This is a genomic window from Ruegeria sp. A4 (assembly GCF_056543025.1).
This window is the reverse complement of the sequence record NZ_JBQGAW010000001.1, coordinates 342660-356224: the sequence shown is the minus strand read 5'-3', so window position 1 is coordinate 356224 and position 13565 is coordinate 342660. Positions and strand designations below refer to the sequence as shown.

The 13565-nt window shown below is 58.0% G+C and carries 10 protein-coding genes; 8 read left to right on the top strand and 2 right to left on the bottom strand.

Annotation, left to right across the window (positions count from 1 at the left end):
- Nucleotides 1-67: 67 nt before the first annotated feature.
- A complete protein-coding gene (locus ACR0E2_RS01725; protein WP_171228881.1) occupies nucleotides 68-1168 on the top strand; it encodes an efflux RND transporter periplasmic adaptor subunit in 1101 nt (366 codons plus the stop codon).
- A 3-nt stretch (nucleotides 1169-1171) separates the two neighbouring features.
- The gene (locus tag ACR0E2_RS01720; RefSeq protein WP_480444893.1) at nucleotides 1172-4309 is read left to right on the top strand and encodes an efflux RND transporter permease subunit; all 3138 of its coding nucleotides are present in this window, start codon (nucleotides 1172-1174) and stop codon (nucleotides 4307-4309) included.
- 71 nt (nucleotides 4310-4380) lie between these two features.
- Here ACR0E2_RS01720 and glpD read toward each other — a convergent pair whose 3' ends face one another.
- Nucleotides 4381-5970, bottom strand: a complete 1590-nt coding sequence (gene glpD / locus ACR0E2_RS01715; RefSeq protein WP_480444892.1) for a glycerol-3-phosphate dehydrogenase — start codon at nucleotides 5968-5970, stop codon at nucleotides 4381-4383.
- A 174-nt stretch (nucleotides 5971-6144) separates the two neighbouring features.
- Here glpD and ACR0E2_RS01710 point away from each other — a divergent pair, with 174 nt between their 5' ends.
- The 6 genes from ACR0E2_RS01710 (at nucleotide 6145) to ACR0E2_RS01685 (ending at nucleotide 10879) form a co-directional block, all read left to right on the top strand.
- Nucleotides 6145-6906: a DeoR/GlpR family DNA-binding transcription regulator gene (locus ACR0E2_RS01710; protein ID WP_480444890.1), complete on the top strand. Its 762-nt coding sequence runs from the start codon at nucleotides 6145-6147 to the stop codon at nucleotides 6904-6906.
- Between the two features lie 109 nt (nucleotides 6907-7015).
- On the top strand, nucleotides 7016-7171 hold the full coding sequence (locus tag ACR0E2_RS01705) for a DUF5993 family protein (RefSeq protein ID WP_171116330.1): 156 nt from the start codon (nucleotides 7016-7018) through the stop codon (nucleotides 7169-7171).
- A gap of 10 nt (nucleotides 7172-7181) precedes the next feature.
- Nucleotides 7182-7751, top strand: coding sequence for a disulfide bond formation protein B (locus ACR0E2_RS01700; protein ID WP_152457736.1), 570 nt, complete (start codon nucleotides 7182-7184; stop codon nucleotides 7749-7751).
- A 36-nt stretch (nucleotides 7752-7787) separates the two neighbouring features.
- Nucleotides 7788-8150, top strand: a complete 363-nt coding sequence (locus ACR0E2_RS01695) for a DUF3302 domain-containing protein (protein WP_171116334.1) — start codon at nucleotides 7788-7790, stop codon at nucleotides 8148-8150.
- 21 nt (nucleotides 8151-8171) lie between these two features.
- Nucleotides 8172-9317, top strand: a complete 1146-nt coding sequence (locus ACR0E2_RS01690) for an HlyD family secretion protein (protein ID WP_480444889.1) — start codon at nucleotides 8172-8174, stop codon at nucleotides 9315-9317.
- 11 nt (nucleotides 9318-9328) lie between these two features.
- Nucleotides 9329-10879 carry an efflux transporter outer membrane subunit gene (locus ACR0E2_RS01685; protein WP_480444888.1) on the top strand — a complete coding sequence of 517 codons (1551 nt, stop codon included), beginning with the start codon at nucleotides 9329-9331 and terminating at the stop codon, nucleotides 10877-10879.
- Between the two features lie 3 nt (nucleotides 10880-10882).
- Here ACR0E2_RS01685 and mprF read toward each other — a convergent pair whose 3' ends face one another.
- Entirely contained in the window at nucleotides 10883-13492 is a 2610-nt protein-coding gene (mprF, locus tag ACR0E2_RS01680) for a bifunctional lysylphosphatidylglycerol flippase/synthetase MprF (protein ID WP_480444886.1), read from the bottom strand.
- Nucleotides 13493-13565 lie beyond the last annotated feature (73 nt).

The window sequence follows — 13565 nt, the reverse complement described above, 5'->3', positions numbered from 1 at the left end:
GGCTTTCGCCATGTCCCCAGCATTCCTTTCACCCAACAAGATCAGCAGGCATTTGGCCGCCGCATTCATGCTGATGTCCTTGGGTTTGGCGCATCCGGCGACCGCGCAGGAAGAAGGGGCACCACCAAAGGTTTCCATAGCGGCGGCCTATACCGAGGAAATCACCGACGAAGCCACGTTCATCGGACGCGCCGAGGCAATCAACAAGGTCGATATCGTGGCGCGGGTGAACGGGTTTCTCAACAGCCGCGAGGTCGAGGATGGGGCGACCGTCAAAGAAGGTGATCTGTTGTTCACTATCGAACCCGACCTGTACGAGGCGACGCTTGAGGCCCGAAAGGCCGATCTGAACCGGGCCGAAGCAAATCTTGAACTGGCAAAGGTCGATCTGGCGCGAAAAGAAGAACTTTACAAACGCGACGCGACACCAGAGTCAGAACGCGACATTGCCCGCGCCAACGAACTGGTCGCCGAGGCAGAGGTGAAGGCGGCCAATGCTGCGATCCAGCAGGCCGAGCTTGACCTGAGCTACACGCAGATACATGCGCCATTCGACGGCCGTATCGGCAGGATCACGACCAGCGTCGGAGATGTGGTCGGCCCAAACAACCCTCCTCTGGTCAATATCGTCAGCGAGACGCCCATATACGTGAATTTCTCGTTGAACGAAAAGCTCTTCACCTCAGTCTTGCAGACTTATGGTGAAAACTCGGCATCGCTGGCGGAAAGCCCGCAAAGCCCGAATGTGCACGTCATCCTGCCCAACGGCACTAAGATGGATGAAGTCGGCAGAATTGTATTCGTTGACAACCGTATCGACCCATTGACCGGCGCCATTACCATTCGCGCCCAGTTCGACAACACAGACCGGCTGATTCTGGACGGCGCCTTTGTGAATGTGCAGATCGAAGCGCTGGAACCGACCTTGCAGGTATTGGTGCCTCAAGCCGCCTTGCAGCGCGATCAGCGGGGCGAGTTTGTCCTGGTGGTCAACGACAAGCAGATGGTTGAACAGCGCTACATCACCACCGGTGACACGGTCGGAACCGCGATTATCGTGCTGGACGGCCTGCGCGAAGGCGAAAGCGTCATTGTCGAAGGCCTGCAACGGGTTCGCCCCGGCGTCGCTGTTGACGCAGTCGTCGCCTCTGAGCAACCGGGAGAGTAACAGATGTTCTCAGCCCTGTTCATCAGCCGGCCCAAGCTGGCGCTCGTCATTTCGCTGGTGCTGACCATCATGGGCGGTATCGGATACCTGGTGCTGCCGGTCGCGCAGTTTCCCGATATCACCCCACCCGTGGTCAACGTCTCGACAACTTATACCGGTGCAAACGCCGAGACCGTTGAAAACACCGTTGCCGCGCCGATCGAGGCGCAGGTCAACGGTGTGGACGACATGATCTACATGACGTCCAGATCATCGGACAACGGGTCCTATTCGCTGGATGTGACCTTTGAGGTCGGAACCGATCCCGACATCGCATCGGTCAACGTTCAAAACCGGGTGGCGCAGGCCATGTCGTCGCTGCCAGCCGAAGTGACTTCGTCCGGCGTGGTGACACAGAAATCTTCGACCAACATGCTGATGCTGGTCACTCTGACCTCACCCAACGGGACCTATGACAGTGTGTTCCTGTCGAACTATGCCTCGATCAATCTCCGCGATGCGCTGGCCCGCGTGCAGGGCGTCGGCAAGGCCGATGTTCTGACCAATCTTGAATACGCCATGCGGATCTGGATGGACCCGGACAAGATGGCGGCGCTGTCCATCACACCGGGGGATGTCATCAATGCGATCCGGGAACAGAATATCGAAGTGTCCGCCGGTTCGATCGGTGCGCCACCCGTTCCCGAAGGGCAGACGTTTCAGTACACGATCAAATCCAAAGGCCGCCTGACATCCGCAGAGGAATTCGGTGACATTGTCATCCGGACAGGCGACGCCGGCGCCATCGTCCGCGTCAAAGACATCGCCCGGGTAGAGCTTGGCGCGGAATACTATGCGGCCTCGGGCTATTTTCAGGCGGTTCCAGCCACGGTCATCGGCATCTATCAGGCCCCCGGTGCAAACGCATTGGCGGTTTCGGAACGTGTGCAGGCGGAATTGGCGCGGCTGTCCCGCGCCTTTCCGACGGATGTCGAATATGATGTCCCCTTCAACACGACCGACTTTGTCGAGGCGTCTTTGAACGACGTGGTCTCGACCCTGATCCTGACCTTCATTCTGGTTATTTCGGTTGTGTTCGTGTTCCTGGGAAGTTGGCGCGCAACGATCATTCCAGCCGTGGCAATCCCGGTATCCCTGATCGGTACTTTTGCCTTCCTGCTAGCGTTCGGGATGTCGCTGAACACCATCTCGCTGTTCGCCTTGGTGCTGGCCATCGGTATCGTGGTGGATGACGCCATCGTCGTCGTCGAGAACGTGGAGCGCATCATTGCGGATGAAGGGTTGCCCCCTGCTGAAGCGACTCGAAAAGCCATGGGCCAGATCACGGGTCCGGTCATCGCGACAACACTGGTTCTTCTGGCGGTGTTCGTGCCGGTCACGTTCATGCCCGGCATCTCGGGGCGGCTGTATTCCCAATTTGCCATTACGATTTCGACCGCTGTCGTGATCTCCTCCATCAACGCACTGACCCTTTCGCCTGCCCTGTGCGGCTTGGTTCTTCGTCCCCGGTCCGGCCCTCCCAAAGGGGTGCTTGCGATGTTCGAAAACTTCATCGGCACCGTACGCAACGGCTATGTCGCCATTGTACGAAAGCTGTTGGTTTTTCCGGCCATTGCGCTGGCCATCGTGGTTGGGCTTGGCATGGGAACCGGAACAATCATGTCCAACACCTCAGCCGGATTCATTCCGCTTGAAGACAACGGGTATCTGTTCGTTGATGTACAGTTGCCTGATGCCGCAACATTGGAACGGACCGAGGCGGTGACCGCACGTCTGGATGAACAGATAAGTGAAATCCCGGGCGTCGCGAGCACGGTTCTGGTCAACGGTTTTTCGATGCTGAACGGCACGATCACCAACGGCGCTGCGATTTTCGTCAACCTCGAAAACTGGAGCGAACGGCAGGAAGACGATCTGAGCGCGGACGCCATTCTGGCCAAAGTGCTAGCGATCGCGAACGGTGAATCAGCGGCTTCGGTCCTTGCTTTCAACCCACCGCCCATCCAGGGCCTTGGTATGTCCGCCGGTGTCGAGATGGAAGTTCAGCAAACCGGCGGTGGCACTCCGCAGGATCTGGCATCGGCCGTGGGTTCGTTCGTGTATTCGGCCAATCAGAGGCCCGAGATCGGGCAGGCCTATACGACCTTCCGCGCCAACGTCCCGCAGCTGTTCGTTGATCTGGACCGCGAAAAAGCCAAAACGCTGAATGTCTCGGTCGCCGAGATTTTTCAGACCATGCAGGCACAGCTGGGATCTTACTATGTCAATGACTTCAACCTGTTCGGCCGTGTCTATCGCGTGATGATTCAGGCCGACGGGACCTATCGGGACAATGTCGAAGATATCGCGAACCTCTATGTCCGTTCTCAAAACGGAGACATGGTGCCGCTGGGGACACTGATCGACGTTGAAAACGTGCTGGGTCCGGTTCTGCTGAAGCGCCACAACCTGTTCCGGTCGGCCACGGTGACGGCGGTCCCTGCACCCGGCTTGTCCAGCGGCGATGCAATCAGCGTGATGACCGAAGAATCCGCGACCGCCCTGCCCCCGGGCTATGCGTTCGAATGGACAGGGACGGCACAGCAGCAGCTGGCTTCGGGCAGTCTGGTGATCATCATTCTCGGGCTTGCCATACTGTTCGGTTACTTGTTCCTGGTGGGTCAGTACGAAAGTTGGACCTTGCCTGTCTCAATCCTGCTTTCCGTTGTCGTAGCCTTGTTTGGGGCCGTGGCGGCGGTGGCCATCGTGGGCAGTGACATCAACCTCTATACACAGATCGGTATGATCATGCTTGTCGGGCTGGCCTCGAAGAACGGTATTCTGATCGTCGAGTTCGCCATGGAGCAACGCGCCAAGGGGCTTTCCATCAAAGAGGCCGCCGCAGAGGCTGCGTATCAGCGTTTCCGCGCTGTGATGATGACTGCACTGTCTTTCCTGCTTGGCGTTGTCCCCCTGCTGGCCGCGAACGGAGCCGGAGCCGCCAGCCAGAAGGCGATTGGTGTCGCGGTGTTTGGCGGGATGCTGGCCGCAACACTTGTTGGTGTGATCGTGGTGCCCGTGCTCTATGCCCTGATGCAAGGCATGCGGGAATGGTTGAAGGGCAGCAAGAGCGACCCCGACACTACGGAAAAAGCCGCCTGAACACAGAAAGCCCCATCTGAACTGATGGGGCTTTTTTGCAGTTCCGCTAATAGAAATCAGGCGTTTTCAGCCTATCCCTTATCCTCGGACCGTTCGGACATCCATTGATCGATCCGCGCAATCTGCTCGGCACGCAGCCGCAAGCCCAGCTTGTTGCGGCGCCAAACCGCATCTTCGGCTGAACGGGCATATTCCTTGTCCATCAGCCACGCGACCTCTTGCGCTGTCAGGGTTGCGCCAAAATCCTCTCCCAGATCGGATACCTGTTTTGCATCACCCAAAACATCCCTTGCTTCGGTCCCGTAAGCTCTGATCAGGCGGGCAGCCCAGCTTTCGGTCAAAAAGGGATAGGCCGCCAAAAGATCGCCTTTCAGGGTTTCGACGGCATCCACCGGGAAATCCCCCCCCGGCAGTGCGACACCAGCGGTCCAGGGACCGGGCAGGTTCGGGAAAAACTCACCGACCTTCTCAAGCGCGCTTTCTGCAAGCCTGCGATAGGTCGTGATCTTGCCGCCGAACACATTCAAAACAGGTGCCCCGCCCTGCGCATCGACTTTCAACGTGTAATCCCGCGTTGCAGCAGTGGCACTGCTTGCGCCGTCATCATAAAGAGGCCGCACGCCGGAATAGGTCCACACGACATCGTCGCGCGTTATGCTTTTTTTGAAGTACTTTGATGCAAAGGCGCACAGGTAATCCTGCTCGGCCTCGGTGCAGACCGGTTTGGTCGACGGGTCCGGATGATCCTGATCCGTTGTCCCAATCAAGGTAAAATCCTGCTCGTATGGTATGGCGAAAATGATACGGCCATCTTCGCCCTGGAAAAAATAGCATTTGTCGTGATCGTAAAGCCTAGGCGTCACGATATGACTGCCCCGAACAAGCCGCACGCCCTCGCGAGAGTTCACGCGGATCTTGGATTGAATGATGTCGCCCACCCAGGGCCCACCCGCATTGATCAGCATTTTGGCCCGGACCAAACGGGTCTCACCACTGTTCCGATCCCGAACGGACACTTCCCAAAGATCGCCGACCCGCTCGGCCGAGGTCACTTCGGTTCGGACCATGATCTGTGCGCCGCGCGACTCGGCGTCACGCGCATTCAAAACCACCAATCGCGAGTCTTCGATCCAACAATCGGAATACTCATAAGCCGTTTCGAACTTGTCCTGCAACGGGGCCCCCTCGGGTGCTGACCGCAGGTTCAATGACGTCGTGCCCGGCAGGATTTTGCGCCCGCCCAGATTGTCATACATGAACAGGCCCAACCGGATCAGCCAGGCCGGACGCCGCCCGCGCATCCACGGCATGACCGTGCTGAGCAACCGCGAGGTCGGCGTTTCGGAATCAAACCGCATATCCTTGTGGTAGGGCAGCACAAAACGCATGGGCCAGCTGATATGCGGCATCGCGCGCAGCAGGGTTTCACGCTCGATCAGGGCCTCACGCACCAGGCGGATTTCAAAATACTCAAGATACCGCAATCCGCCGTGAAACAGCTTGGTCGAGGCCGAGGACGTGGCAGAAGCGAGATCGTTCATCTCGGCCAGCGTCACCGAAAGACCCCGCCCGGCGGCGTCCCGCGCTATTCCACAGCCATTGATCCCGCCGCCGATGATGAAAAGGTCTGTGATCTGGTTGTCCGTTGACTGCATATCCATTGATTCCCTGCCTGACACGGTTGCGGGCATTAGCCAGAATGACTTTCGCTTCGTCAATGTTTATGTTCGTTTTTTTTCTTTTTGCAACACTGGTATGATTTTCAAGCAAGTTGGCTTGCCAAAATCGACAAAAAGAACAAAAACGAAAATCAATCCTTTACACCGGAACTGCCCATGTCCTTGTCTTTTCGCCAATCCGACATTCTGGAAATCGCCAGCACCGAAGGGCGCGTTACCGTCGAGGGGCTGGCTGAACGCTTTGGCGTCACCGTTCAGACGATCCGGCGCGACCTGACCGAGCTTGCAGATGCGGGCAAGCTGGACCGGGTTCACGGGGGCGCGGTTCTCCGCTCGGGTGTTTCAAATATCGGATACGAGGACCGCCGCGCGCTGAACGCGGACGCCAAGACCCGCATCGCTCAGACCTGCGCGGCTGATATCCCGGATGGCGCATCAATTTTCATGAACATCGGAACCTCGACCGAGGCCGTGGCAAGGCAGTTGCTGAACCACAAGAACCTGCTGGTGGTGACCAACAACATGAACGTTGCAAACATTCTTGTCGAAAACCCGGAGTGCGAAATCATCATGGCCGGCGGCGTTTTACGTCGAACAGACGGTGGGCTGATCGGCAACCTGACCGTATCGGCCATCCGGCAGTTCAAATTTGACATCGCTGTCATAGGATGTTCGGCCCTCGACACGGATGGCGATCTTTTGGACTTCGACTTTCAGGAGGTTCAGGTCAGCCAGGCCATCATCGAGAAGGCGCGCCGCACTTATCTGGTTGCCGATCATTCGAAGTTTCAACGCTCGGCCCCGGCGCGGATAGGATCAATTGCCGAACTTGACACGGTCTATAGCGACCTGCCCTTGCCCGGCAAGCTGCCAGAGCACTGTCGCGAGTGGCAGACTGGTGTCATCATCTGCGACTAGAGGCGGGCAAATAACAACGTCCGGGCGAGTTGCGCGGCTTGCCAGATCGAACTTGGCCTGACACTATCCTTCATACAAGAATTTGTGCACGGGAGGGGAGGACCGGGCCATGATTGCGCTTTTATTTTCGTTGTTTATCGCCACGATGGGGCTGAACTATTTCAAGTTGACCAAGGCTGGCAACGCCTTGTTTTTCGTCACGTTGGCCATGTGTATCTACTGGCTGAAATTCCACGCCACCACACCGCTGACAATTCAACTCTGAGGGGCTTGCCATGACACCTGAACTGTCCCGCACCCTCAACGCGATCGGTATGCTTGCCGTCTGCCTTGTACTGGCCCTGGCGTTTTTCTATCAGCTTGTCCTCTATGAGCTGCCCTGCCCGCTTTGCCTGCTGCAACGTGTTGGGTTCGTTGCCGTCGGCGTAGGGCTTGGTTTGAACCTGCTCTACGGTCCACGGCCGCAACACTATGCCATCGTGCTGATTGCGGCCTTGTATGGCGGCACTGTATCGATCCGCCAAATACTTCTGCATATCGTACCCGGCACCGGGCACTACGGCTCTCCTGTTTTGGGCCTGCACTACTATACCTGGGCCGGGATCGCCTTTTTCCTTGTGTTGCTGGGCACGTCGATCATGCTGTTGTTTGATCGCCAATACGCGGACCCTTCTGGTCAGGAACCAAGGTTCGGCGGAAATGCTCTGGCCAAGATCGCGTTTTTCGTCATGCTGGCTTTGGCGGTGCTGAACGCGGGTTCAACCTTGCTGGAATGCGGGCCGGGTATCTGCGCCGACCCGCCGACAAGCTACAAGTTGATTGACGAGTTGGACGCCGGCAACTGAAGATACCGTAACCTTCCCCAAAAAGGAGGCACGAGCATGGGATTACTGGGACAGCCGCTTGGCTATTATGACTATCTGACTTTCGTGGCATTGATCCTGCTTCTGGCGGCGGTGATGGCACTGTTTCTCTTTCTCATGGGCCTTCCGGGTCGGATCGCCATCAAGCGCAACCATCCCCATGCCGAGGCCGTAAAGATCATGGGCTGGATGGGATTTCTGGCCGTGGTGCCCTGGGTCCATGCCTTCATGTGGGCGTTCCATGATGGCGTTACGGTCGACATTCGCCGTGGCCCTGACGAGGAAAAAGACGCCATTCGTGATGAAATCAAACGTCTGGGTGGTGATGTCCGGCCTGAATATCAAGGTCGTCTGGAAACAGACGATCCGCAGCAAAGCTAAGGCCAGAGGAAGTCACAAAACATGTTTGTCGCCCTTGGCATCACGCTATTTTACATCATTTTCGTCTGGCTTATTTTCTTCAAGCTGGAACTGCTGAAATTCAACATCGCCTGGGGCATCGTATCCTTTTGGGTTGGCGCGCACCTGTTGCTGATTTTTCTGGTCGCATTGCGGTTCTTTCAGCCCTTCTCGGCCGACAGCCACGTGGTGCGTTCGACCATACAGATCATTCCCAAACTGACACAGCCGACGATCCTGACCGAAGTTCTTGTGGAACCGAACACACCGGTCACCAAGGGTGATCCGCTCTACCGCTTTGATGACACGGTGTTTTCGCTGGCGGTAGACAATGCGCAGGCGCAATTGGTCGCCGCTGAACAGAATTCCAAGATTCTGGAACAGGATGTGATCGCGTCGACCGAAGCTGTTGAACGCGCAAACGCGCAGCTGGCTTATGCGCAGACTCAGCAAGCCCGGTACGAAACTCTTGTGCCCGCCGGTGGAGCGCGGCAAGACGAACTGGACCGCTGGAACGAGCAGGTGACCGAAGACCTTGCTGCCGTCAAACAGGCCGAAGCAAATCTGGAAAAGGCGCGACTGGCCGTGGAGTCCCAGATAGACGGGGTTAACACGGGTATTCTCCAGGCAAGGGCGCAGTTGGCCGAAGCTGAGTATTTTCTTGAAAACACAACAATCTACGCGCCTGAAAACGGCATGATCGTATCGCAACAAGCCCGCCCCGGTCTGGTCGTCGGCGATGTTCGACTGGGCGCGATTGCCAGTTTCGTGACCGAGGACAGCCCCTATATCCTTGCGACCTTTCGACAGCAGAACCTGAAATTCGTGGAACCGGGGCAAGAGGTCGAAGTGGCGCTGGATCTTTACCCGGGCGAAATCCTGACGGGCAAGGTCGAGGCGATCTGGTGGGCCACGCGCCAGGGGCAACTGATCCCTTCAGGCCGCCTGCCCGGCTTTGAACTGCCGAAACTGCCCGGTCGAATTGCCGTGCAGATCACCGTCGATATCCCGGAAGGGCACATTTTCCCGGCTGGCGGCCACGCCGCCGTGGCGATCTACACCGGCATGGGCAAAAGCTTTGAGTTCCTGAGACGCATCAACATCCGTCTCTATTCCTTCGCCAACTTCATTCGACCGCTGGATATCTGAGGATGCGCGCCATGACACTCCGCCGGTTGATGGGAACTGCACTTTGCGCCGCCACCTTCGCGGCCTGCACGCCCGTGGGGCCCGATTTCGTGCGCCCGAACTCTCCGGTCGTCAAGCAATGGATCGAGGTAAACAGCCCCAGCGTCGGCCAAAGCGGCCTGACATCGCGCAGCGCACCCGTGGTCAAATGGTGGGAAACATTCAATGACCCGACCCTCAACCGTCTGATTGCCGAAGCTTATGCCCAGAACCTGACGCTTCAGGTCGCGGGAGCGCGGGTGCTTCAAGCGCGGGCACAGTTGGGGATCGCTTTCGGCGAATTGTACCCGCAATCCCAGGCCATAGGCGCGTCTTTGCAGCGGCGGCAAATCAGCGACAATCTTGGGCCTGTTGCCGATATCAACCGGATCATCCCCCTGGATACCGAATTCTCGACGTCTCAGGTTGGGTTCGACGCCCAATGGGAGCTGGATGTCTGGGGCGCACAACGGCGCGGCGTGCAGGCGGCGCGGTCGAATCTGGCTTTGCAGGTCGCAAACTATGATGACGCATTGGTGACACTGACCGGCGACGTGGCCGCGCTCTATGTCAATATCCGCGCGTTGCAGGAATCGTTGGCGGTCGCCCGGGAAAACATCAAATTGCAGCAGGAATCGGCGGACCTGACCCAGCTGCGGTTCAACAACGGGGTCACGACCGAACTGGACGTTCAGGAATCCACTGCCTTGCTCAACAATACCAAGGCCTTGGTGCCCGAGTTGGAAAGCGACCTGCAACAGACCAAGAATGCGCTGGCCGTGCTGCTGGGGGCCACGCCGTCCCGGATGACCAACCTGCTGGGGAATTCCGGCCGTATCCCGTCAGCGCGAACAAATGTGGCCGTTGGGGTGCCGGCAGAATTGCTGCGCCGCCGCCCGGATGTCCGCGCGGCGGAACTGGCTGCTGCGACTCAATCGGCGCAGGTGGGTATCGCGATGGCTGACCTGTATCCTCAGTTCGTGCTGTCGGGCGCGATCGGTTTGCAGGCATCGGGCGGGCGCGATCTGTTCAGCGGCAACAGCTCCACCGGTCTGGCAAGTGCCGGCGTGGTCTGGAACGTGCTCAACTATGGCCGCATCAAAAACAACGTCCGTGCGCAGGATGCAGCCTATCAAGCCCTGATTGCCAATTATCAGAATACCGTTCTGACCGCGTATTCCGAGGTGGAAAGCGCAATGGTCGCCTATGCGCAAGCGCGAAAACAGGTTGGGTTCTATCAGAAAAGCGTCGAAGCTTCGCGCAAGGCCGCAGATATCGCCGTAAGCCAGTACAGGGACGGAATCGCCAGCTATTCTCGCATTTTGAACACGCAGACCGCGCTTTTGCGGTCACAGGCAAATCTGATCGAAGCGCGGCAGCAGGTGTCCAGCAATCTGGTTGCCGTTTACAAGGGTCTGGGCGGCGGATGGCAGATCCGGCAAAACCAGGAATTCCTGCCTGAAACCGTGCTGGCGGAAATGGCCTATCGCACCGATTGGGGCGATCTGCTTGAAAAAACCCCGACCCGGGCCAGCCTGAACTAGGCGCTACTTGGTCAACCCGCGCAGCCCACCCGAGATCAAAATATTGACCTCGTAAAGGACGCGGGGCGCAGCCAGCCCGCCGGGGCTAGCCAGATAGTTGGGGCTCCATTCCGGATCGAATTTCTGTTTGAAGGCGCGCAAACCTTCAAAATGATAGAACTGCTCACCATGTTCATAGACAAAGCCGCCGATGCGGTTCCAAAGTGATGCAAGCTGACGGTTTTCGATGCCTGAGAACGGCGCCGCACCCAATGAGAACCAGTGGAACCCCTGCTGCGATCCCCAGTTCATCATCTCGGCAAAAAGCGCATCCATTACAAAGCTCGGGCTGTCAGGCTCATAGCGCATCAGATCCAGCGACAGTTCGGATTTGTTGCCGCCCTGAAACAGGTTGGCGAAGGCCATGATCTTGCCTGTCTTACCGTTACGCAGAACCGCATGATCGAAATATGACAGATACTGATCGTCAAAGCCCCCCAACGCAAAGCCCTTTTCGGCACCCGCCTTTTGTGCCAGCCAATGATCTGAAATCGCGCGCAGTTCCGGCAAAACCGGGGCCAGGTCTTCTTTCGGGATGATCTCGAATACATAGCCCTCCCGCTCGGCCCGGTTTCTGGCCTGTCTGAACCGCTTGCGTGACTTTCCGTCCAGCGAGAAATCCCTGAGCGGAACCCGCGCGACCTCACCAATCTTCAGGATCGACAGGCCCAGATCCAGAAATGTCGGCAGGTATTTGGTTGAAACACTGTAGAAGGCACACAGTTTTCCTTCTCGGTCCGCCATTTCCCTGAGTTGCCAGATCAACTGCCGCCCCGCCGTTTCATCGCCGACCGGCTCTCCCTTCGAGATCAGAGCGTTGCCCGTGTCTGCATACGCAATGAATGCGGTCTGATCCGGTGAGATGAGGAACTGCTTGTCACCGGTAAGCGATATTTGGGATTCGGTATCTTCGCACTCCATCACAAGCCGTTCAACGACCTCGGGGATTTCCGTGCGCACGGGCGTCGGAATCTCTCTCCCGAACAGAGAGTTCACGGCCACGACGCCCACGATCACCGCCACGATGAGGCTGGAGCGCAAAAAGCGCGAAGCGTCACCGTTCCAGGCAAACTCCCACCACAGGGCGTTCTGGTACTCGACATGGGAATAGGCGAACAGTCCAATCCAGAATATCACCGCCAGCAGCGCCACGACACTGACCAACCAAGGAATGTTCAGCCTGAAGATCGACGCGCCACTGACCCGATAAAACGCCCCGCGGAACATCGCCAGGAGGCCAATCGTGCCCAGCATCGACAGCGCTTCGTGAGTGTCCAGCCCTTTTGCCAGCGAGGCAAAGAACCCGGCCACCATCAACAACATGGCCACCACCCATGCGCGGTAGAGCTTTCGAAACAAACCGCGGGACACCAGCAAAAGCAGCACGCCGACAGCACTGCCGGCAAGGTGCGATGCCTCGACAAACGACAACGGCAAGACCTCTCTCAGAACACCAAGGTTCTGCGTGCCCGCTGGCAAAGCGCCGGACACCAGCAGGACCACCCCTGCCACGGCCGCAACCCCGGCTGCCACCATCGGAACAATGGGACGGATGACCCGATAGACCCATGTCGCGGCGCCGCCGATCCTGTGCCTTTGCGTCAGTGCGGACGCGACCGCAATCGACACGCTGGCGATACCGAACGGCAAGAAGGTGTAAACGACGCGATACAGCAACAAGGCTGCGATCACATCCGAACGTCCCGACGCCCCAAGCCCCGCGATCAGCGTGGCTTCGAATACCCCGAGCCCGCCCGGCGCGTGGCTGAGGATTCCAACGGCGATGGCGGCGATGTAGATCGTGAAGAAATAGGGATAGCCAACGCCCAGATCGTCCGGCATCAGGACATAGAGCGCCATGGACGCGCCAACCAGATCTCCGATGGCGGCCAGTGTCAGAAGGCTGGCCAGTTTGCCACCCGGCAAGTCAAACCCGATACCTGCGACGGCCAACCGCCTGCCGCCGCTGGACAACCATATGAACATCGCAACCAATGCCCCCAAAAGGCACAGCCCGATGACGGTTTCCACCGTTTCGCTGACAGGCATCACTTTCGAGATCCCGTCCGGATGCACGGTCAGCAGCACACCCAGAACCAGAACAAGCCCCATCCAGAACGCGACCCAGGACGTTGCGATAACCCCGGCCACCCGCCCCAGATCCAAGCCCAGCGACGCATATATCCGATACCGGATCGCCGTTCCGGTAATGTAGGAAAAACCCAGGCAGTTCGACACGGCATAGCCGCTGGCCCCTGCCATTCCGGCAACAGGCAATGGCACTTTGCCGCCCGCCACGCTTTGCACGGCAAACACATCATAGAGCGACAGCGACAGGAAACTGAACGCGGTCCAGCACAATGCGAAAAACATCAGTTTCCACGACGTCGTTGCGATATCGGTCTGGACATCCGACCATTTCACATGCGCCGACAAATCATGTAGAACCGTCAGCGCGATCCCGGTCACGAGAACCGGTATTGCAATCCGCAGCCAGGGTTTTTCCAACATGGCCGTAAGCTTTTCGGCCCAGTGTACGGCCAGAGGTTCACCGTCACTTTCCGCATTGGTCATGCTGCACGTCCCCGTCAGTTTCTGATCGCAGATACCACGCGCGGCTCACCCGCCCGTCGACGATTCAGACATC

Coding starts and splice junctions, on each gene's coding strand:
- ACR0E2_RS01725 (WP_171228881.1), top strand. CDS start 68: ATGCTGATGTCCTTGGGTTTGGCGCATCCGGCGACCGCGCAGGAAGAA.
- ACR0E2_RS01720 (WP_480444893.1), top strand. CDS start 1,172: ATGTTCTCAGCCCTGTTCATCAGCCGGCCCAAGCTGGCGCTCGTCATT.
- glpD (WP_480444892.1), bottom strand. CDS start 5,970: ATGGATATGCAGTCAACGGACAACCAGATCACAGACCTTTTCATCATC.
- ACR0E2_RS01710 (WP_480444890.1), top strand. CDS start 6,145: ATGTCCTTGTCTTTTCGCCAATCCGACATTCTGGAAATCGCCAGCACC.
- ACR0E2_RS01705 (WP_171116330.1), top strand. CDS start 7,016: ATGATTGCGCTTTTATTTTCGTTGTTTATCGCCACGATGGGGCTGAAC.
- ACR0E2_RS01700 (WP_152457736.1), top strand. CDS start 7,182: ATGACACCTGAACTGTCCCGCACCCTCAACGCGATCGGTATGCTTGCC.
- ACR0E2_RS01695 (WP_171116334.1), top strand. CDS start 7,788: ATGGGATTACTGGGACAGCCGCTTGGCTATTATGACTATCTGACTTTC.
- ACR0E2_RS01690 (WP_480444889.1), top strand. CDS start 8,172: ATGTTTGTCGCCCTTGGCATCACGCTATTTTACATCATTTTCGTCTGG.
- ACR0E2_RS01685 (WP_480444888.1), top strand. CDS start 9,329: ATGACACTCCGCCGGTTGATGGGAACTGCACTTTGCGCCGCCACCTTC.
- mprF (WP_480444886.1), bottom strand. CDS start 13,492: ATGACCAATGCGGAAAGTGACGGTGAACCTCTGGCCGTACACTGGGCC.